Below are 22,090 nucleotides of genomic sequence, written 5' to 3'. Positions count from 1 at the left end.
AATCGACAGAATTCTATAAAAAGCAAAAACCCCGAAATAATCATCTCAGGGTTTTTTAAATAATTTCTTTGCGCTTTCTTCGTGCTCTTCGTGGCTAATAAAATATCATCCCCCAAACTTGCCTTTCAGTGCAGCTAATTTATCAGCCATAGAGCCTTCAGATTCTGGCTTTTGAGGTTTACTAGCAGGTCTTTTCTCCATCTTCTTGCCCCGCTCCGCAAAAGGATCTGACTTCATACTCAGGCCAACACGCTTACGGGGAATATCTACTTCCATCACCGTTACCTTCACTTTTTGATTGACAGAAACGATCTCATTCGGATCCTTTACAAAGCGATCTGCCAAATGACTCAAATGCACCAAACCATCCTGATGCACTCCCACATCCACAAATGCACCGAATGCCGTGATATTCGTCACCACTCCAGGCAGCTTCATCCCTACCTTCAGATCTGACATACTGTTCACACTTTCTTCAAAAGCAAAAACTTCAAAACTCTCACGGGGATCCCGTCCAGGCTTGGCCAATTCCTCCAAAATATCCTGTAGTGTAGGCAAACCGACCGTTTCGGAAACGTAATTCTTCAGAGAAATTTTATTTCTCAATTCCTCAGAACTCATCAAATCTGACACAGACGCTTTCACATCCTTGGCCATTTGCTCCACCAAAGCATAACGCTCAGGGTGAACAGCCGAGGAATCCAGCGGATGTTTTGCCTTGCTGATTCTCAAGAAACCGGCAGCTTGCTCAAACGCTTTATCGCCTAACCTTGGTACTTTTTTGAGCTGTGCCCGACTTTTGAAAGGACCGTTTTCATTTCGGAATTCAACAATATTTTGGGCCAAAGTCGGCCCCAAACCAGAGACATAAGTAAGCAATTGTTTGGATGCAAGATTCACTTCTACCCCTACTCCGTTTACCGCTGACATAACTGTATCATCCAGTGCATTTTTTAGAGCATTCTGATCTACGTCATGCTGGTATTGTCCTACCCCAATAGATTTAGGATCGATTTTCACCAGTTCTGCCAAAGGATCCATCAGTCTTCTACCAATGGAAACAGCTCCTCTAACTGTCAAATCAAGATCAGGGAATTCCTCTCGTGCCACATCAGACGCCGAATAGATAGATGCTCCTGATTCATTTACCATGGTGATAATTACGGATTTTGGCAAGCCCAAACTCTTCACAAAAGCCTCGGTCTCACGCCCCGCAGTTCCGTTACCGATAGCTATTGCCTGCACGCCAAATTTATCTGCCAAGCCTTTCACTGTCATGCCTGCTTCCGCACTTCTGCGTTGCGGCTCATGTGGATAGATTGCTTCATAGTGAAGAAACTGCCCTTGGGGTCCAAGACACACTAGTTTACAGCCCGTCCGGAATCCCGGATCAATCGCCATCACAGACTTCTCTCCCAAAGGTGCGCCAAGCAAAAGTTGACGCAAATTCTCAGTAAAAACCTTGATTGCTTCCTCATCTGCCTTCCGCTTTGTGAGCAGACGAACTTCCGTTTCCATACTTGGCTTCAGCAATCTTCTGTAGCTGTCTTTGATGGCAAGTTTTACCTGATCCACTGAAGAATTCGCTGAATCAGCAAGAATCATTTTCTCCATCTGATAAATCGCAGAAGCTTCTTCAGGAAGAGAGTCCAGCATCAGGAAAAGTTCTTTTTCACCTCGTCTCATCGCCAAAACGCGGTGAGAAGGTGCAGTTTTTATTGGTTCAGACCATTCAAAATAATCCTTGTACTTGATTGCTTCCTGCTCTTTACCCGGTAGCACTTTCGACGAAAAAACTCCTTCATTAAGGAATAGCTTTCGCATCTTCTCCCGTAACTCTGCCTTTTCATTGATCCACTCAGCCATGATGTCACGAGCTCCTTGGAGCGCCTCCTCTACGGAATTGACTTCTTTGGAGGCATCCGCAAACTTCTCCGCCTCATCTTCCAGGTTAATGGACTTTTGCTCAAAAATCTGTTCAGCAAGTGGTTCCAATCCCTTTTCTCTTGCAATAGTTGCTCTTGTTCTACGCTTAGGTTTGTATGGCAAATAGATGTCTTCAAGTTTTGACATGGTCTCAGCACCTGCTATTTTTCCCTTCAACTCAGGAGATAATTTCCCCTGCTCCTCAATTGACTTCAAAATTGCTTCTTTCCGTTTTGCCAGCTCTCTCAACTGCAAAACACGATCACGGATGGCAGCTACCTGCACCTCATCCAGCTCACCGGTGGCTTCTTTTCTATATCGGGAAATAAATGGAACTGTCCCCCCTTCGTCCAGCAATGTCAATGTGGCTTTTACCTGTGCAGGCCTTACTTTGAGTTCAGCGGCTATTTGTACTTCGTAATTCATATGATAAAGGGATATCAACTCTTAATTTGAGCTGCAAGTTAAGCGTCCTTTTGGAGACAAAAAGGGAGAAATGTGAGAGTTGCCACTAAGCGTCTGATTTTAAGAATGTAAAATTGTAAGATTTAAATATTCAAAAATTTAATCAATACGTGCCATCATTTCGTAAATCAAAAATCATAAATCGTACCTGAAAATGAATTGGAAAAAGGAAATTAAGAGCTGGGGAATAATGATCAGCGTCATCGCATTTTTATACTTCACTGGGCTTTTGCCGGTCATTATAGGTGGATTACAGTCCGTTTTACTTTCCACAGGGTTGATCAAACCAAAGATTGAAATCCCAGATCTCACTGAGCAACAATTTGATTACCGAGGTAAGTTTTTGACATTTGACGGACAGCAAATCGACCTGGAGAGCTACCGTGGCAAAACACTTTTTATCAATCTTTGGGCATCTTGGTGTGGGCCTTGTCGAGCAGAAATGCCCCATATATCTGAGTTATATAAGTCCGTTCAAGACGAGCCCGGAGTAGAATTTTTGATGATTGGAATTGATAATGACATCAAAAAAAGCGAAAGCTTTTTAGAAGGAAAAAGCTGGACTTTCCCTACAGTTCATGCAAGTTTTGGCCTAAATCAAAGCCTACAGAGCCAATCCCTTCCTACTACCTTGGTAATAAACCCGGAAGGAAAAATCGTCTTTTATCAGGAAGGCATGAGTAATTTTAACACTGATGAGTTCAGGAATTTTTTAATAAACCAATCCAAGGTATCAGAATAAGGCTTATTAATTGGGTAGCTAAAAGTGCCCGTTTCATAAGAATGTGATTACTATCTATCAAAATTTTTATATTTTAAGGTTTTCAGTAAGGTTTGATACCAGATCAGATTAGGTACTTAAAACTTTCTATGAAAACAGAAATTAACTTGGGATAATAAGCTCATTTTTCTTTTTCTTTGGCTTCATTGTCAGCATATATGAACGAAATCAATCCTTCTACACAAGAATTCGATAAACCCGAAGGTAAATTGATGGATTCTGTGTTGGGAGAATTTCAGGAATTTAATACCGGGGTAGCTACTCAAGCTTCAGCAGATGAATTCTATGCATATCTTTTAGCACAGGGGAGCAACTTACTCGAAGCTTATGGTAATGCTGGGGACACCTTCCTTGATATTGCTGGGGAAAATGTAGAAGTATCCCATCCGGATCAATATCTCGTTCATTTCTCCTATCCCGAACGCTTTAAATCAATCATTCTACTGGTACGGGATATCTTGCTTCAACTCAGTATAGCCAAGCTTCGCTCTATTGAGAATCTAGTATCAGGGGAATTAGTGATTGGTCATTTTGAAGAATCAAAAATCCTTCTCCTCACCGAATCAGAAAAATCGCTTAACTACTTTAAGCTTGAGCGTAAGAGCCTGCTCGAAAAACCTGAATTTCTCAAACGGAAATTAGAATCCGTAAAGCATTTTTCAAATCCCTGGAAAACCTACCAGTTGCAGTTTGAAATCCTATTGGGCCAATTCAAGGATATTGAGCTAAACTACAACAGACTGGAGCAAACCATTGAACAATACAGACTTATTCGTGAGATAATACTCCAGATGAGAGCGGATGTCCAGAAAACCAATGCGCTATTGGTAAGCAAAGCCGACCTCTGCCTACAAGGGCTTAAAAATATCAGTGAAATACAGCAAGTCAACGATACAATTAAGTCTTTTGATGATCTGATTAATTCAGGAATCAGTCAAGAGATTCGTCCCGAAAGCACAATTCGAGATCTGGAAGATTCTGTCGATAAGCTTCCGTCACTCGCTGTTCCTGTAGGTGCTCAGGAGGGATACTTGATTTTGAAGAAGGTAGATTTCAAAAAATCTGCAGAAAAGTGGCTGGATTATGAAATTCTGCCCTACCTCTCAGATTTATGGGATGGTCAGGAGGCTAACTTTTCACATCTTCTAAACGTAGTTTCTCAAATCAAAAGTAGTTTGTTGGTAGCTAAAAAAACACAACAACTCACTAGTTTTCATGGTGAAATTTCGTCTCTGAATTCGATTAATCAAGAGCAACAAAACACAATTTCACAAAGTGAAGAAGCGGTTGCGCATATCGAAAATAAGCTTTCTGTGAAATTCAAAGTAACTGAAATCTATTGGCCAGATGAATACCTCAAAGTCCCTTTACAGACTAATTTCTCACTATTATCGAACAGCAAAACTGGAAACCTCAGGTATTTTTCAGCTCAAGTAACGCAGATTTTCAAAAATGTAGGGAAACAAGTAAACGATGTGAAGGAAAAAACACCGCATCAGCGCTTAGAGATTGCATTGGAGATTCTGGAAACGAGAAACGAGAAAGAAACGCCCGACCACTACCACTCGTTGTTCTTAAATAAGAATTTCATCGGTGATCTGTTTTTAGTCAAACGAAAGCAGCAAGAAGAAGCTCTTGAAAAAATTGTTCTTTACTGGAAAAAAGGTCAAAGCCGATCCCTGGCAGTAGTTGGAGATCCTCTAAGTGGCAAGTCCACACTTTTAGAGTATGCTACACATCAATTCAAGTCAAATACTGTGCATTACCTGACTCCGGGTGGTGAGATCAGCATCGAAGGTAGAAAACTCAAAATGGGTAGAAACCTAGAGGAAGTATTAAACTTCGTAAAAAGATCTATCAGCAATTCAAAACCCATACTTGTCTTAGATGATTTGCACCTCTGGCGAGATTCAGATCGTCCATTGCTCACAAATATTACATCTTTGGTTGATTTCATGAGTTTGAATGCTTCAAAAGCATTTGTAATTGTCGCTATTAGCAATGCCCTTCGTTTGCATTTAGATACCAGGATACCATTTTCGCAAAGCTTCACAAACCTTCTGGATACGAATCTTTCCACTCCCGACGAAATCTACAAAGCAGTAATGCTACGACATGGCGCATCTCACCGTACCTTATATGAGAAAGAGGGCAAAGTGATGAATGATAGGCAACTGAGGAAAAAAATCGGATGGTTAACAAAAAAATTCGATTTTAACATCGGGGCAGTATTGCAGGCTTGGATTTTCTGTACAGATGTGCTAGAGGATAGCTCTATTCAATTTTCGGAGAAAGAAACTCACCTCAATGATTTTCTCTCCACCACAGAACTTCTCATTTTAAAAAACTGCTTGCTCTTCGGGTATAGTAGTGATCTTGAGCTGAAAAATTTGTTTACTGACAGATATGAATCGGAGTACAAACCTGCCATACGAAAACTCCTGAATATTGGTATTTTGGATCGAGATCCAAATGGTTACTTGATAGTAAAAAACACAGTAAGACAGGATCTTTACTCCATTTTGAAATACAGAGAATTACTTGCTTAATAGAAATGAATCATTGGAATGATCTTTACGCATTAATCCTTATCGTCTTTGCGATCTACCTTTTCCTTTCCTTGTGTTTTTTCGGGTTTACGCGTTATTTGAAAAAAAGGAGAATTAACGATCGATACCTAGCCTTAGTTAAAAAAATTCGACTTTTCTATAAGCCTATCGCTTGGCTGATTATCATTGGCGGTTTTATAGCATTGGATCCTGTCACGCACGGTCTGATTATTTTGTTGGTAGCGGGATTTGGGTACAAGCAGTTGGGTAACTATATAAGTGGCCTCTTTATCCGAGCCAGCCCTATGCTTGTCACTGACACGCTCGTGAAAGCTGGTAAGATCCACGGCAGAATCAATCGGATAGGAAGTTTGGGAATGGTACTTGGCACTGACCAAGGAGAGCGCTGGGTTTGGTATCATTCTTTTGATCGGACTGGATTTACCTTAATTTCTAATCAGACCAACGTACTTCAGCGTGCGCTCTATTTGCGATCAGATCTTGGCAAGGAAGGTCTCTTAGATTTGATTTTTGATCATCCCATCCTTGCCCTAGGCAAACGTACCAATCTGAAAGCACTAGCTAATAAAAACACCTTCCTAATGCATTATACTTTAGTAAAAGGTGCACGCCATGAAGATTTTATCAACTACTTGCATGGCCATGAAGTCATGACCAATTCTACCGAAAACTTTGACGCCTAATGGAAATCATCTCCTCGTATAATCTAATCATTGAGTTTTCGGTGATTATTATTTTATCCTTCCTATTCAACGGCATTTCGAAAAAAACCAATATCCCTGCGGTGTTGATGTTGATAGGTTTGGGAGTGATTCTACAATACATCTTGCACTATTTTACTACTGATTCGATAGACTTTTTTCCATTTTTGGAGGTCTTGGGAATAGTAGGATTGATCATGATCGTGCTGGAAGCTGCTCTTGAGCTGGAACTCAAGCGTGAGAAACTGATTCCGATTCTCAAATCACTGGCTATAGCGCTGATCGGACTAGCACTTTCCGTCTGGGCAGCTGCAAGTATCCTTTATTATTTCATCCCGGACATGTCCATGCAGTCCGCTTGGCTCTATGCTACGCCTCTATCAATCCTTTCCAGTGCGATTATTATTCCTAGTGTGATTGGGTTGAGAGGTAAAAAGCGGGAGTTTCATATTTACGAAAGCACCTTTTCAGACATTTTGGGCATCATGCTTTTTTACTTCCTGACGGGGAAATTAAATCCTGCTGAAGATTCAGGATTGGTTGGATTTGGAGGGAATTTTCTGCTTACTATTACAATTTCTCTAATCGCGAGTTATGCCATTATTTTGATTTTTCAGAATATCAAAAGCAACGTCAAGCTTTTTCTTATGATTGCTGTATTGCTGTTGCTCTATGCATTAGGTAAAAAGATGCACCTTTCCTCGCTCATTATTATTTTGATTTTTGGTCTTGTAATCGCCAATATGAAGTTGTTTTTCAAAGGGCGGCTTTCACGCTTGCTGGATTATGACAAAGCACATCAAATTTACCATCAGTTGCACACGATTACAGGAGAAACTGCATTTGTGGTACGTACGCTTTTCTTTGTGATTTTTGGACTTACTATTACAATCACTTCACTGTTTAATATGCAGGTAGCATTGATAAGTAGTATGCTGATCGGATCGATTTATGGAATTCGAGTAATCCTGCTTTTGATTTTGGAAGGCAAAGACATTATCCCCCAGGCTTTTATCGCACCTAGGGGTTTGATCACAGTTTTGCTTTTTTATGCCATTCCTGAGGAGGCAGAAGTAGCAGGTTTCGAGCCAGGAATATTACTTTTTGTGATTATTGGAACGAGTCTAATTATGACTTTTGCGATGATATACGAAAAAAGACGATCATCCAAAGCCGTTGACTTAGCAAGCAGCAGAGCTGTAGGCTCCGTTAAATGGAAGGTACCAAGTGTTATAGAAAACGATGAAAAACTAAGCTAAACTCTCCAATGAGAGGTTAGGTAGCGATTCCTTTATGCTGGCAAACTAACAATGCGCATTCCAAGTATCCCTGTTTAGGGGATGCAAATAGGCGATTTTGGACATTTTGGGTTGGGGACTTCAAAGATTTGTCGTAATCTTATTTTTTGACCCAATAACCTATGAAATCGAGCATAACGCAAGCGACACAAAGTGGGATGATTTTAATCCCGCGAGATTCCATGTGGCTATTAAGAATCAATTATAATCACATGAAAAAGTACTTCCTGAGCATTATGCTCACTCAAACCATATGCAGTTTTAGTTTTGCGCAATCCACCTCTGTACTCTGGTACAACCAGCCCGCAGAAGAATGGGAAGAGGGACTTCCGGTGGGAAATGGCAGACTGGGCGCGATGGTCATGGGCATACCAGGACAAGAACATCTGCAACTCAATGAAGATTCTCTCTGGCCTGGAGGGTATGATGATTGGGGACTGGCAGAGGGGAAAAGAGCTGATTTAGATCAAATCAGAGCCTATCTATTAGCTGGAGACAATAAAAAAGCCGACTCTCTTTTGGTGCTGAAATTCTCCAGAAAAGGAGTCACGCGATCTCATCAAACGATGGGGGATCTGTGGTTTAACTTTGACTGGATAGAACCCGAAAACTACAGAAGAAGTCTCAATCTTGAAACGGCCACTGTCCTGACTCAATTTATAAGTGAAGGTTTTGAGGTCAGTCAGGAGATCATTGCATCAGCTCCTGATGATGCCTTGATCATCCGATTTAAGACTAACCACCCTAAGGGCTTTAATGGTACCGTCACCATGAGTCGGCCAGAAGATAGTGGATTTGCTACCGCAAAAACCAAAGCACTCAATGAAAGACAGCTCGAAATGTCCGGCATGATCACCCAGCGAGGCGGCCAGCTGGATTCCAAACCAATCGAGATTTTGAATGGAGTGAAATTTCGAACTTTACTACTCGCCCAAAATCAATCCGGAGAGATTTCCACTACTGATTCTACCTTGATTATCTCTGGCGCAAAGGAATTTATGCTTAAAATAGTCTCGGAGACTTCCTTTTATCATGAAGACTTCGAATCTGAAGCTGATCATCAACTGGAAAAAGTCCAATTAAAAAGTTGGGGAGAAATTCTCCATTCACATCAAAAAGAATATGCTTCTTTGTTTGATCGAATGAGCTTGCAATTAGGTAGTGATAAGCCTGATACTATTGCTTCAGATGAACGAATTGAGCGCGTCAAAAGCGGCGAAGTTGATTTGCATCTGGAAAAGCTCTTGTTCGATTATGGAAGATACTTATTGATATCTTCCAGTCGTCCAGGCACCAATCCAGCTAATTTACAGGGACTTTGGAATCAGCATATCGCTGCTCCATGGAATGCTGACTACCATGTGAACATCAATCTTCAAATGAATTATTGGCCGGCAGATGTGACCAATTTAAGCGAATTGAACCAGCCTCTATTTGAATTCATTGACGGCGTAATAGAGAATGGAAAAGATGCAGCACGTAAGAATTTTGATATGGCCGGCTCCATGGTTCCGCATACCACTGATCTCTGGCAAGTTGCTTTTTTGCGCGCAGCCACAGCCTATTGGGGCAGTTGGGTCGGAGCCGGAGGCTGGATAGGCAGACATTATTGGGATCATTACCTCTTTACCCAAGACGAAAATTTCCTCGAAGAGCGAGCATATCCTGCTCTTTCAGCCATTTCAGCTTTTTATTCTGACTGGTTGGTGGAATTCCCAACCGACGGAACACTAGTCTCCTCACCTTCTACTTCTCCCGAAAATCAATTTATCAACGCAAAAGGAGAAAAAGTGGCTTCCACGATGGGAGCGGCAATGGATCAGCAGATTATTGCTGATGTGTTTACTAATTACTTGAAAGCTTCTGAGATCCTAGGAAAAGAAACCCCATTGCGTGAAAAAGTAAGCACCCAACTCGGAAATCTTCGCCCAGGCGTTCAGATTGCAAAGGACGGTAGGATTTTGGAATGGGATCAGCCCTATGAGGAAAATGAAAAAGGGCACAGACACATGTCCCACTTATACGCTTTTCACCCGGGAGATGCCATCACACAAAGTCAAACACCCGAGGCATTTGCTGCAGTACGGAAAACGCTAGAATACAGACTTGCTAATGGCGGAGCAGGCACTGGCTGGTCCCGTGCATGGTTAATTAATTTCTCCGCAAGATTATTGGACGGAGAAATGGCTCACGCGCATGTACAGAAGTTACTTTCCCAATCCCTTTACCCAAATCTGTTTGATGCGCACCCACCTTTTCAGATAGACGGAAATTTTGGCTACACGGCCGGAGTGGCTGAAATGCTTGTCCAATCACATGAAACAGGAATGATTCGACTGTTGCCAGCCCTACCAAAAGCTTGGGCCTATGGCAGTGTTACGGGCTTGAAAGCAAGAGGAAACTATACCATAGCTATGACTTGGCAGGATGGTGAGCTCAAAACCTGTAGCATTCATGCGGGTACAAGTGGTAAAGTAATGGTTTACTATGATGGCTCCGAAATGGACCTAGACCTAGAAAGAGGACAGAGCTTTGAGATTGAATTATAATTCATACGCACCTCTTTATAATACCTTACCTCAAAATAGTCAAATCTTAGACTCGATTAAAAGAGTTTTCATCAAAGCTTTAGTTAAATTCGGCCAATGATCAGAAAATTTATCACTTTAGTTACTTTAGCTGTTTTTCTATGGCTATTGTGGTCTTTTTCGGGAAGAAATACACCTTTGAACGAACCCAAAAGCTATATATCTGTCATAGAAGAAATCAACCCTTCCGACTCTTTAAAAAGGAATATCGTCGGTATTCAACCTTATATGGAAGTGTCAGATTATTTCAGTCAGATTATTTTCAAGGAGAAAATTCGCCAATATTTAGTAGCAGCAAACGGAAAATCATTTATCAAAAAAAATACTTTGGTGATCTATCCTGAACATATAGGAACTTGGCTATTATTGCTAGATGAGAAACATAACCTTGCGGAAAAGAAAACCCTAAGTGAGGCCATGAGAATCATCGCATTCAGCAATGCTTTCGACTTCTTTTTAGGATACCTTAAGACCAGTGATGAGGCAAATACCGAAATTTCATCGATTATCCGAATGAAAGCTAAATCTATGCTAAGGGTATATTTCGAGACTTTTAGAGACCTCGCCATTGAAACCGGCACCCACATTGTAGCTGGCTCTATTCTCCTACCCGAACCGAGCGTGGTGGATGGGGAGATTTATTTAAAACTTGATGGCCCACTCTACAATGCTTCGTTTCTCTTTGGCCCTGACGGAAAAGTAGTAGGAACTCCTATTCTAAAATCCTTTCCAAATTCCACAGAAGACTCATACACAAGTGCTGGAGATCCAACGAAATCGCAAGTTTTTGATCTTCCTTTTGGGAGAACAGTCATTATGCTATGCGATGATAGCTGGCATAATCAGACTTATGAAAACGCAATAAATGATGCTGCGGAAATCATAGTAGGTTCCTCATTTTATGCAGGAAATCAAACGATGAATTCAAAATGGACAGGATATGATGGAAAAACTAGTCCAAAAAACCTTGATTTGGAAGATGTTGGGAAACTATCAACCAAAGAGGCCTGGGAAAAATATAGCCTACCGGAACAAATCAAACACACGAAAGCTGATGTAGCCTTTAATGTGTTTTTTCGTGGCGATCTCTGGGATCTAGGTCCAGCTGGTCAGCCCCTAGTTGTGCTGAATAACAAGTCGCTTCCAATTACCCCAGCTGGAAAAGGCGGAATCTGGTCTTTAAATTACTAGAAAAAGCAAGACTCATTACAGTGATTAGATTGAAATTCAAGTTGTCAACTTTCCTAATAAAGCTTAAATTACCTTATCACTAAACCCGAAGATCATGAAAACACCTCTAAGTGCGCTTTTAGTTTGCTTGGCTATTTCCCCATCATTCTCACAAAATTCAGTGTTACCATCCATAGAAGTTCAAATTAAAACGGCGGTATTGGCTGCTCCTGAGGAAAAACAAGAAGAAGCCAAAGTCCTGGGATACAATACAAGTGGAGAATTGATCGAATTGAGAAAAGGCACAAATGAAATGATTTGTATCGCTGATGATCCCAATGGAAAAGGGTTCAGTGTTTCTTGCTACCAGGCAGGTTTGGAGCCATTTATGGAAAGAGGTAGGGAACTTAAAAAAGAGGGAAAAGCCTTTCAGGAGATATTTGATACGCGCGAAGAAGAAGTAAAAAGCGGCAAACTCAAAATGCCCGAGAAAGGCGCTACACTTTTTGTCCTAACAGCAGACACCGAAAATTACGACACGAATACTGGAAATGTAACTGACACCTATTTACGCTATGTCGTTTATATACCTTGGGCTACTGCAGAGATCACAGGATTACCGCTGAAACCTAGCGCACCAGGCATGCCATGGATCATGGATCCCGGTACCCATCGAGCACATATTATGATAACTCCTCCAAAGGATTAATTCTTAGACTGCTTTAGTCACAGGCTCATTGGGTTACTTACATACCTCATTACGAAACCTATTTAATCCGGGTTAAATACGGGAAGCAAAATATGAGCTCCTTCCAATTGAAAAATCCCTGCTTACATGGTATGAAGCAGGGATTTTTCTTGTATTAGTTAACCGTCAATTTTAGCCTACCACATCACTACCTGCTGTGCATCCGTTCTTACATTGTCACGGAACAGGTTGAATACTGCTGTAAACTCATGGGTATTGCCAGGAAGGTTGTAGCCTCCCCCGGTCGGGAATTCATACACATAGCCAATCCTAAGGCGATTAGTCACTATTCCCAACTGCGCGTTGGTAGCATAGTCGATCCTATGTCCCAACCCGAGCCAGATTCTGTCCATCATCAGGACTTTAAAGTTAAACTCGATGTTGTCATCCTGGTTTTTTTGCGTGCTGTACATCCCATTCACTATGACAGCTAGGTTATCACTGACTGCATTTCGGTAGCCAGCCTGAAATATGGAGCTTGCTGGATAGGCATCCATAAACTCATCTCCAGAGGTGATTTTCCCGCCGTTTACTCGATGTATCCCGTAAGAAAAGTAGTAATTCGCATGGGTGAGAGCTATCCCAAGATTAAAATCCACCACATTCATATTTGAAAACTTACCAATATATTGTCCCAACATGGGATCATTCTGCTCTTCGGTGGACAGTGCATTGCCATCCAGCCTGATACTCTGATAATTAAGCCCTGCGCCCAGTCTAAGGTTATGCTTTTCCGAAATTCTAATTCTACTTGCATACCCTAACGTCAGTTCGGTCTCCCGAAATGCGCCATAAGTATCAAAAAGCAAATTGACAGAAACCGCATTTTTTCCTGTCAAAGCTGGATCCTCCTCTCCTGCCAGTTCACCAAAATCTAGTTCTGTACTGAAAAAATAGGTTTTCGGCGCGCCTTCCACTCCTGACCACTGGTTCCGGACAAATCCCCGTACCGTTGAGCCTTCGTAGCCCGTCAGTCCGGGATTGTAATAGCTCTGGAAAAAGTTGAAGCTGGAAACATATTTCCGGGACTGTGCCTGAAGTTGGGACAATCCTGATATCATTAGAAAAAATGCCGCAGTGATGTATTTAATTCTGTTCATGGTATATGCTTTTTAAAAATGCTTAAAGCGGAGGCGTCTTCACCAATTGTTCCAACGCCTCCTTTATTGCTTTTCTGTATATATAATCTCGGTTCTTACTTTTGGTTCATGAAACCCCGCTTTATTGCCTAATAAGGTTCAGCATACCTCGTCTTATTTCACCTGTTTCTCCTACTTCTATGACGAAGAGATAAGAACCTACCGGCACCTCCTTGCCGTTCAAAACTCCGTCCCAGACCACATCAGGATTTTCTGTGTAGAAGACTCTGTCTCCACCAACTGACAACACGGTTATCCTGACTCCCTGGTAATATCTCAGGGCAAGAACACTCCACGAGTCGTTAACTCCGTCTCCATTAGGGGTAAAAGTGTTTGGTACATCCAACTGATCCAAAGGAGTACGCTCACGGGTGATCTCGAAGTTTTTGTCCAGTATATTACCAGCTCTGTCTGTCACCCTAAGCAAGATGGTAAAGTTTGTTCTTCCTACTGCCTGCTCAGCACTACTCCAAAACAAAATACCATCAATCACTTCAAAGTATTGATTATCCACTGCATTATCCACTAGGCTGAGATTATGAATGTTATCTGCCGGATCGATAACCGTAAAGGCTCCGATTTCCTGGAAATATTGGTCTGGGATAGCAATAAAGCTGTTCGCACTCAAGGTCACATTCACTGGTGCAGGCTTAGCCAAAACCGTGATTTCTAGCATTGGCTGAAGTTCATCCAAATTGAACAGTCCTGCAGGCAATTTTACTATACCCATATAGTTTGTCGTACCGGACATCAATGGATCGTAACCAGTCAGATCCCAAGTCACAGCAAGATTGATGAATTCACCCTGTGCAGTGATTACCACCACCTCAGTTGGTAATTTCAGGTCTGCTGCCTGAGTGCCCCACAGTGCTTCCAGATTTTGGTCAACAAATTCCACAATGCTCCTAATCTGCACATAATCTGGAATACCGTCAATCTCTTCATCCAGGAAGTCATCTGGATTTTTAGGATCTGATCCCTGCTGAACTTCTACATAATCTGGAACATCATCTCCGTCCGAATCCAAATAATCACCTGGATCTGTTGGCTCGGTTCCTTGTTGCTCTTCTATATAATCCGGAACACCGTCCCCGTCTTCATCGAGGTAATCCATCGGATCTGTAGGGTCTGTATTCTGTTCATTCTCCACATCATCTGGGACACCATCGCCATCTGTATCTGTACTAATAATCTCAAAGTCAGCACCAGTGAAGTCAATTTTATAATTACCTCCAGCTTCTAGTGTTCCAATATTAATCGCATAGGTGCCTACTGTCTCTCCTAATTCCCTACCCAAAACTCCACTGAGCATACTTTCATCATCTCCGTCCCCAAAACCTGATGAAGTATAGGTTAAAACAGGGTCTGCCGCACCAAACAGTTTACTCTGCCCTTCATCTGCTTCTATTGCAAGGCTTGCAGGGGTGATTTCCAACTCAGCAGTCAATTCAAAGTAATTAAAGTTCGATCCGCTGATAGTCGCGGTCACTTGCTGCATGCCCACATCAGTTCGGCTGTTGTTGGTATAGGCCACAATCGTTCCAGCTGGTAGCGTTCCGGTGATTGCCAATGACTTGGCTGTACCGTCATATATAAAGCTTCCGTCTGCCAAAGTGATCGTAGTGATCGCTGCTTTGGTGATGGTCAGATCTGCTGTCAAGACTAGCGTAGTGTAGTTCGATCCGCTGATAGTCGCGGTCACTTGCTGCATGCCCACATCAGTTCGGCTGTTGTTGGCGTAGGCCACAATCGTTCCAGCTGGTAGAGTTCCGGTGATTGCCAATGACTTGGCTGTACCGTCATATATAAAGCTTCCGTCTGCCAAAGTGATCGTAGTGATCGCTGCTTTGGTGATGGTCAGATCTGCTGTCAAGACTAGTGTAGTGTAGTTCGATCCGCTGATAGTCGCGGTCACTTGCTGCATGCCCACATCAGTTCGGCTGTTGTTGGCGTAGGCCACAATCGTTCCAGCTGGTAGAGTTCCGGTGATTGCCAATGACTTGGCTGTACCGTCATATATAAAGCTTCCGTCTGCCAAAGTGATCGTAGTGATCGCTGCTTTGGTGATAGTCAGATCTGCTGTCAAGACTAGTGTAGTGTAGTTCGATCCGCTGATAGTAGCGGTCACTTGCTGCATGCCCACATCGGTTCGGCTGTTGTTGGTATAGGCCACATTCGTCCCTGCCGGTAGAGTTCCGGTGGTTACCAATGACTTGGCTGTACCGTCGTAGATAAAGCTTCCATCCGATAAAGTGATCGTAGTGATCGCCGCTTTAGTGATGGTGAAATTAGCTCCTACAAAATTAATCGCATAATTCTCTCCTGCTTGCAGACTACCCAGGTTGATCGCGTAGTTGCCCACGTTTTCTCCCGAGGCTCTTGCAAGTGACCCGGATAGAATCGCATCTGTGTCTCCATTTACAAAACCTGTTACCGTATAAGTGAAAGCCGGATCTGTAGAACCAAAGATTTTATTCAATCCGGAATCTGAAGTCACATTCAACACTTTAGCAGAGATCGTGAAGAGTGCTGAAGTAAAATCAATCGTATAGTTTGAACCTGCACTTAAATCTCCCAGATTGATTGGATAGTTTCCAATATCCTCGCCCGCAGTTCTGTCCAAGGCGCCTGTAAGTACAGCCTGGGTATCTCCATTGCCAAAGTTACTGGCCGTGAAGGAAAAGACTGGGTCTGCATTTCCATAGACTTTGGCCTGATTAGGATTGGCTACAATTACCAAGGCACGAGACGTAATAATAAAGTTAGCTGAAGTGATGTTGATCGTATAATTTGATCCCGCAGCTAGTGTACCCAGCTGTATCGCATAGTCACCTACATTCTCTCCCGATGCACGGGTAAGGACTCCTGTTAGGATTGCTTCATCGTCACCGCTCTCGAAGCCTGAGGCTGTATAAGTGAAGACCGGATCTACTTGGCCATAGACTTTTGATTGACCCGCGTCTGCTACTATGCTCAATGATTTCGTGCCGATTGTGAAAACAGCTCCCGTAAAGTTGATCGTATAGTTTGATCCTGCATCAAGTGTACCAAGCTGGATCGCATAGTCACCTACATTCTCTCCCGATGCACGGGTAAGGACTCCTGTTAGGATTGTTTCATCGTCACCGTTCTCGAAGCCTGAGGCTGTATAAGTGAAGACCGGATCTACTTGGCCATAGACTTTTAATTGACCCGCGTCAGCTACTATGGTCAATACTTTCGGAACAACTACTATAGTCACTGCAATGGTTACAGAAGCAGGGTTCCCATTGACATCGGTGACTGTGTAAGTCACATTGTTTAGCCCTTCATGTGTTCGGTCAAATGCAGATTGACTGAAAGCCTTGGTAAGGATACCGCAAGCATCAGTAGAGCCTTCATCGATCATTGCTGGTAATAAAGTCGCCGTACCAAAGGCTTCTACGTTCAAAGTGATCGAAGCTTTAGCCTGTATATCTGGACCGATATTATCTTGTACAGTAATATTCGTTAGTGCAAAATCTGAGTTTCCTGCTTCATCTGTGGCAGTGACTGTCACCTGATTAGAACCCACATTCGAGCAATCAAATGTGGACGAATCTAAGCTCAAGTCAACATCGGCAGATCCTGAGAAGTCATCTGTAATAGGGCTTGCCAGTAAATCTGAAAGATTGACCGTTAGAGGAGTGCCATTTAGATCTAGTTGTATAGTTAGGTTATTGATTAAAATTGGAGTTGGAGCCAATGTATCAATAGTCAAGCTCAAGGAAGCTGAACTTACGCTGGTATTTCCAGCTACATCTGTGGCAGTTACAGTGATCGAATGAACACCAGTTGACATATCAGTTCCCGGTGTAAATGACCATTGTCCTAAACCATCAACGGTCACAGCTCCTAAATCCCCATCAATAGAACTAGTAATGACAACAGAACTTCCTACCTCTGCTGTACCTTCAATAGATGGAGTTACATCATTGGTGATATTATCAGTGTCACTTATTCCTGAATCACTGGTATCCAGAAGATCAGGTGTGCCTGGAGCTAAAGGAGAAGTAGTGTCAATAGTAATTGATAATGGTTCAGATGGATCACTGGTATTACCTACTGCATCAATGGCGGTGGCTGTGATATCGAATGTACCATCAGCTAGAGAAACTCCAGGTGTGAAACTCCAATTACCAGCTCCATTCACAGGGGTTGTGCCTATCGAAGCTCCTCCACTAAACACCTCAACCGTCGCATTTGCTTCAGCTGTACCGGTAAAAGTCGGTGTATTATCGGAGGTGATATTATCAGCATCACTCACTCCAGTGTCACTAACTGCGGATAAATCTGGTGTACTTGGAGTATCTGGATCCACTGAATCCTCATCCAATATCGTAAAGGAAACTTCATCAGCAGCACCGGCAATTGCGTTTATAGGAGTGCCTATAGTTACGATTACATCCTCATTCCCTTCTTCTATTCCATCAGCTATAGCCGTAACAATAGCCTCCCCAAAAGTACTTCCTGCTGGAATAAGGATTGAACTTGGAGATAATGAATAATCTACGGTAATTGTGGCAGTACCACTTGTAGTGAGGGGAACAGTCACATCTATACCTGCAATAGCTGATAGAGTTGCTCTAACCGTCGCAGTACCTGCATCCTCAAGTAAGGTCGATTCTGCCGAACTTAAAGTTACTATTGACATTGGATCATCTTCAGTAATCGTATAAGTCACTTTCTGAACTCCATTTTCTAATCCATTAGTCACGGAAGAGATATCTACGATTACGGTTTCATCCCCTTCATAAATGTCATCGTTAACATTATTGATCACTATAGTACCAGTGAGTTCACCAACAGGAATCACAATAGAGCTTCCAGATCTTGTATAATCTGTAGTATTAGAAGCTGTGCCAGAGAATGAGAGGTTTATCGTTACTGCTGAGGTAAAGGTATTGGACAGGGTGGCTGTTACCGTGTTATCCGTAACCAAATTCTCCGCTTTACTAGTAGGTGATAAAGAAAGCGTTACGCTTGGTTGGGCATTTAGGATATCAATATTCACTGTTCCCAAAAGCACATCAGTACCACCACCGGTTCCTGTATTTCCACCATCATTGGCAGTAAGGGTTAATGTCGCGGCATCTTCTCCGGTAACTGATACTGGGCCAGTATATTTAATATTGGATGCTGTATTCAAATAAGTATCTATTTCAGAAGCAGTTCCAGTAAGAGTCAAAGTCACTGTGCCTGATCCTGCTACAGTCACTCCATCAGCATCTGAGGCAGCCAAAGTCCCTGTAGAGACACCTAACTCCAGGGTAATATCGTTTGAACCTGCATCTGGATCATCAAAAGTAGCAGCTGAAAGATCAACGTTACTTGCTGTATTTTCTACTACACTAATATCTGTTGGAAGATCCGACACAGTAGGATCGTCATTGACAGAGGTTATTGCTACTCCAATATTTCCGATTGTACTGGAAGTGGCAGAGTTAGCATCTGTCACATAAAAGCTTATTGCACGAGAATTATCAGTATTACCTTGGCCAGGATCATCTGTTGAATTACTAAATACAACCGTTCTCAAAGCAGCTTGCATTTGGGCAGCTGATCCGGTTCCAGATAATGAAAGAACCCCAGTGCTGGTATTATAACTTGATGAAAAAGGAGATGGAGTTGTAATTCCTAGTACATCTCCAGTTACAAAATCAACAACACTTATAGTTGCTGAGGTAATATTATCATCCTCTGGATCACTCACCAAAATGGCCGTATTTATGACAGTTGGGCTAGCACCTTCTGTCCAATCAGCTATTGACACACCATTTTGGTCTACCACAGGTGCATCATTTACGCCAGTAATAGTAAAGCTTACTGATGCCGAGTTGGAGTTTAGTGCTCCATCGTTTGACACAAAGGCTATAGTACCTGCATTTGTACCAAATAAATTTGGTGTAGGTGTAAAAGTGGCAGCATCCAATGCAGTATTAATAGCAGCTAGTGTACCAGTAGCAGTGAAACTTGCAGAGCCATTTCCTAATCCTCCAAATGTAATTCCGGTAGTTCCTAAAGAAAGGGTACCACCTGTGATAGTAAATGTCAGCGTTTGATCATTTCCGTCTATGTCCTCAACCTCAATATCATCCGCCAGTGCCACATTAGTGTCATCTTCGAATACTACTGGTGCTGTCGGTGGAGTGGCCACAGGCGCATTATTAGGTGCTTTTTCAGAAGTGTCAGTGGCATCAGGCCCAGTGTTATCCGATGGATCAGTCAATGTCACCGTTAGGGTAATGGTTCCATCGCTTAATCCACTTAGATTTATTCCGGTAATCTGATCTGTAGCAGTAGCTATTGTACCTCCGCCAGTGACAGTTCCAGCTCCCCCTGAACTGATAAAGCTATAGCTATACGTTGTTCCTATTTCTGCATCAGCAAAGGTAAAGCTGATATTTGATTCATTATCAATGGTAATCGGATCTTGGTCAATAGAAACCGTATATCCTGATGGGGCATCAAAATCAGAGCAGAATTGGAGGTTATCCAAGGCGAGGTATATAAAGGAACCTCCGATTTCAATTTCTAATGCCTCTACATAAGTATTGGAGTAGTCACCTGCACCATCCGTTGCAAAGTCTATATAAAAGAAGCCCATATTTGAGCTAAAGTCAGTGGGGAATCCGGTGGTTTTGCTTATTTCAAAGGCTGTTGATGTGCCATTTTTCCCCCGAATGGTAACCGTCCCATCATCGGTTGGGTTAGGAGAAGATCCAACCTCTGAAGTCAAGAATAAAGCCAATTTACTGAATTGGACAGGTGCATCTACCGTCAAAGTAAATGGCCCCGAACCGGTGTTTTCGAGGTATCCATTGGAGGAATTAATTCCAAACCCTACTTTATCTTTTACTGCCCAATTGCCTCCCAAAGTAATAGTCTTTCCATTGGATGAAAAGGAGGTCGCGCCATTAGCAAAGGACTCAAAGTTTTCAATATAACAGGCACCAACTAAATGAATCTCTCCATTGAGGTATTCAAAGGGAGGTGTATTTCCTCCCCCATCAGCTATGTCAGTGGCAGCATTCAATTTTACTTGGATGGAACCCTCGCCTGAAATCCCGGTAATACCCAGTGTGTACGATGTCCCAGACCCAGAAATACTGCTCAAGGCACCCGTAGCTGTTCCTGTTTTAAGCAAGGTAAAATCATCCAATGTGACATTCACTGCATCTTCATCAAAAATAACGGTGAAGTTTATAGAACTGGCAGTGGATATTGGATTTCCATCAATAGTGATACTTTGAACTACCGGAGCCTGAGCATCTACTTCAGGAGCAGCCTCGCAGAATTTCAAATTATCAAAGGCTAATTCTATAAATCCTCCACTGATAGTGAAAACAAGCTCATCTACATTGGTATTTCGATAATTTCCAGCTCCATCTGTCGCGAAATTAACCGTAAAGAATCCGTTGTTGGCAGCAGTAGTTGTAGGGAAGCCTGTACTTTTAGTGATTGTATATTGATCTACTCCACCCTTCTTACCTGTGATGCTGACCGTTCCAGTCGCTGTTGGGTTGTCACCATTGGTCTGATCAGAAAGAAACAAATCAACGGTGCTCATGGTAAACTCAGAAGCACTGCTAAAAGAAAAAGAGCCGGCCGTATTATTATTTTTGACATAGCCACCGGAAGGTCCCGCTCCAAATCCAGATCGTCTTTCAATTTCAAAGCCCGTTCCTAAAGAAAAATTAACGCCATTTCCAGAAAAGGAAGTTGCTGCATCTGTCTCGGTTTCAAAAGTCTCCACAAAACAAGCCCCCACATAATGGAGTTGCCCAGAGGTGAATGCCGGGGTACCTGTATTATCATCTACGTTGGCGATATCCGTACCTCCCTTCAAATCCAATCGTATAGTTCCTTCTCCGTCAATCCCATTCACTGCCACTGTATAGGCGGATCCTGAACCTGAGACTGCTCCTACAGTACCAATAGTTCCTGCTGTGGTCAACTGAAAATCATCCGAACTGACATTCTTTGCTGCTTTGGAAAAAGTCACCGAATAATTCACAGAAGTAGCAGTCGTCAAAGGAGTACCCACAAGAGAGATACTCGTAACTAAAGGAGGATCTGTATCCACTGGCGTAAGAGGTGCCCCAAAGGAGAAATTATCTATTAAAACATAAAGGTCAGTTCCTTCAATTCGAATTTCATCTATATCATAAAAATCAGGATTGGCAGCAAAGTTTTTTGCACCTGTAGTATTACTGTCAAAAGTAACATCTACTGTCGCGCCAACTTGTGCGCCGCTTTTGTATGCTTTGATTGTACCTGATGCAGAAGCCAATGAGTAGCCATTTTTCAACCAAATACTAAGAAGTTGGAATGCAGTCCCATCTACTTTTCTGATTTTCCATCCTGTCACTCCTCCAATATCTAAATTAGTATCATCTAATGCTCTGGTCCCATTGAACCCTCCTTCAGCAGAGCTAACCCTAGCTCCAGAATTTGATCCGGAAAAAATCTGAAACTTTACCCCAGAATTATCATAGGTATTAGTTCCATTCAACGAAAGAGCAGTATTCGTTGTAATTTCGTCGAAAGTCACAGTGGTTTGAGCCTGTGCTTGACTTTCGAATAAAGCACTAAAAGTGAGTGTAAAAATCAGTAAGGATAGAAAACGTTTCATTGGATAAAAATTTAAAAATGAAATGATCCGGCAAAATGCCGGATCGTATTT

10 protein-coding genes are annotated in these 22,090 nt (G+C 42.4%); 7 read left to right on the top strand and 3 right to left on the bottom strand.

Annotation, left to right across the window (positions count from 1 at the left end):
- Positions 1 to 105 precede the first annotated feature (105 nt).
- A complete protein-coding gene (locus U3A58_RS05510) occupies positions 106 to 2,352 on the bottom strand; it encodes a Tex family protein (protein WP_323822399.1) in 2,247 nt (748 codons plus the stop codon).
- 193 nt (positions 2,353 to 2,545) lie between these two features.
- Here U3A58_RS05510 and U3A58_RS05505 point away from each other — a divergent pair, with 193 nt between their 5' ends.
- From U3A58_RS05505 to U3A58_RS05475, 7 genes are all read left to right on the top strand, one after another.
- The gene (locus U3A58_RS05505; RefSeq protein ID WP_323822398.1) at positions 2,546 to 3,133 is read left to right on the top strand and encodes a TlpA family protein disulfide reductase; all 588 of its coding nucleotides are present in this window, start codon (positions 2,546 to 2,548) and stop codon (positions 3,131 to 3,133) included.
- A gap of 197 nt (positions 3,134 to 3,330) precedes the next feature.
- Complete coding sequence (locus U3A58_RS05500; RefSeq protein ID WP_323822397.1) at positions 3,331 to 5,721, top strand: P-loop NTPase family protein; 2,391 nt, start codon at positions 3,331 to 3,333, stop codon at positions 5,719 to 5,721.
- Between the two features lie 5 nt (positions 5,722 to 5,726).
- Positions 5,727 to 6,425, top strand: coding sequence for a hypothetical protein (locus tag U3A58_RS05495; RefSeq protein WP_323822396.1), 699 nt, complete (start codon positions 5,727 to 5,729; stop codon positions 6,423 to 6,425).
- Positions 6,425 to 7,702, top strand: coding sequence for a cation:proton antiporter domain-containing protein (locus U3A58_RS05490; RefSeq protein ID WP_323822395.1), 1,278 nt, complete (start codon positions 6,425 to 6,427; stop codon positions 7,700 to 7,702). Before U3A58_RS05495 ends, U3A58_RS05490 begins: the two co-directional genes overlap by 1 nt.
- Before the next feature lie 161 nt (positions 7,703 to 7,863).
- A complete protein-coding gene (locus U3A58_RS05485) occupies positions 7,864 to 10,290 on the top strand; it encodes a glycoside hydrolase family 95 protein (RefSeq protein WP_323822394.1) in 2,427 nt (808 codons plus the stop codon).
- Between the two features lie 96 nt (positions 10,291 to 10,386).
- A complete protein-coding gene (locus U3A58_RS05480; protein WP_323822393.1) occupies positions 10,387 to 11,520 on the top strand; it encodes a nitrilase-related carbon-nitrogen hydrolase in 1,134 nt (377 codons plus the stop codon).
- 94 nt (positions 11,521 to 11,614) lie between these two features.
- On the top strand, positions 11,615 to 12,208 hold the full coding sequence (locus U3A58_RS05475; RefSeq protein WP_323822392.1) for a hypothetical protein: 594 nt from the start codon (positions 11,615 to 11,617) through the stop codon (positions 12,206 to 12,208).
- Between the two features lie 176 nt (positions 12,209 to 12,384).
- On the opposite strand, the gene U3A58_RS05470 is transcribed toward U3A58_RS05475, so the two are convergent.
- The gene (locus U3A58_RS05470; protein ID WP_323822391.1) at positions 12,385 to 13,347 is read right to left on the bottom strand and encodes a PorP/SprF family type IX secretion system membrane protein; all 963 of its coding nucleotides are present in this window, start codon (positions 13,345 to 13,347) and stop codon (positions 12,385 to 12,387) included.
- A 121-nt stretch (positions 13,348 to 13,468) separates the two neighbouring features.
- Positions 13,469 to 22,039, bottom strand: coding sequence for an MBG domain-containing protein (locus U3A58_RS05465; protein WP_323822390.1), 8,571 nt, complete (start codon positions 22,037 to 22,039; stop codon positions 13,469 to 13,471).
- Between the last annotated feature and the right edge of the window lie 51 nt (positions 22,040 to 22,090).

It is taken from the genome of Algoriphagus persicinus, assembly GCF_035156415.1.
GTDB classification, from domain to species: domain Bacteria; phylum Bacteroidota; class Bacteroidia; order Cytophagales; family Cyclobacteriaceae; genus Algoriphagus; species Algoriphagus persicinus.
Note: the sequence above shows the minus strand (reverse complement) of the source record. Positions and strands in the feature narration are given on the sequence as shown.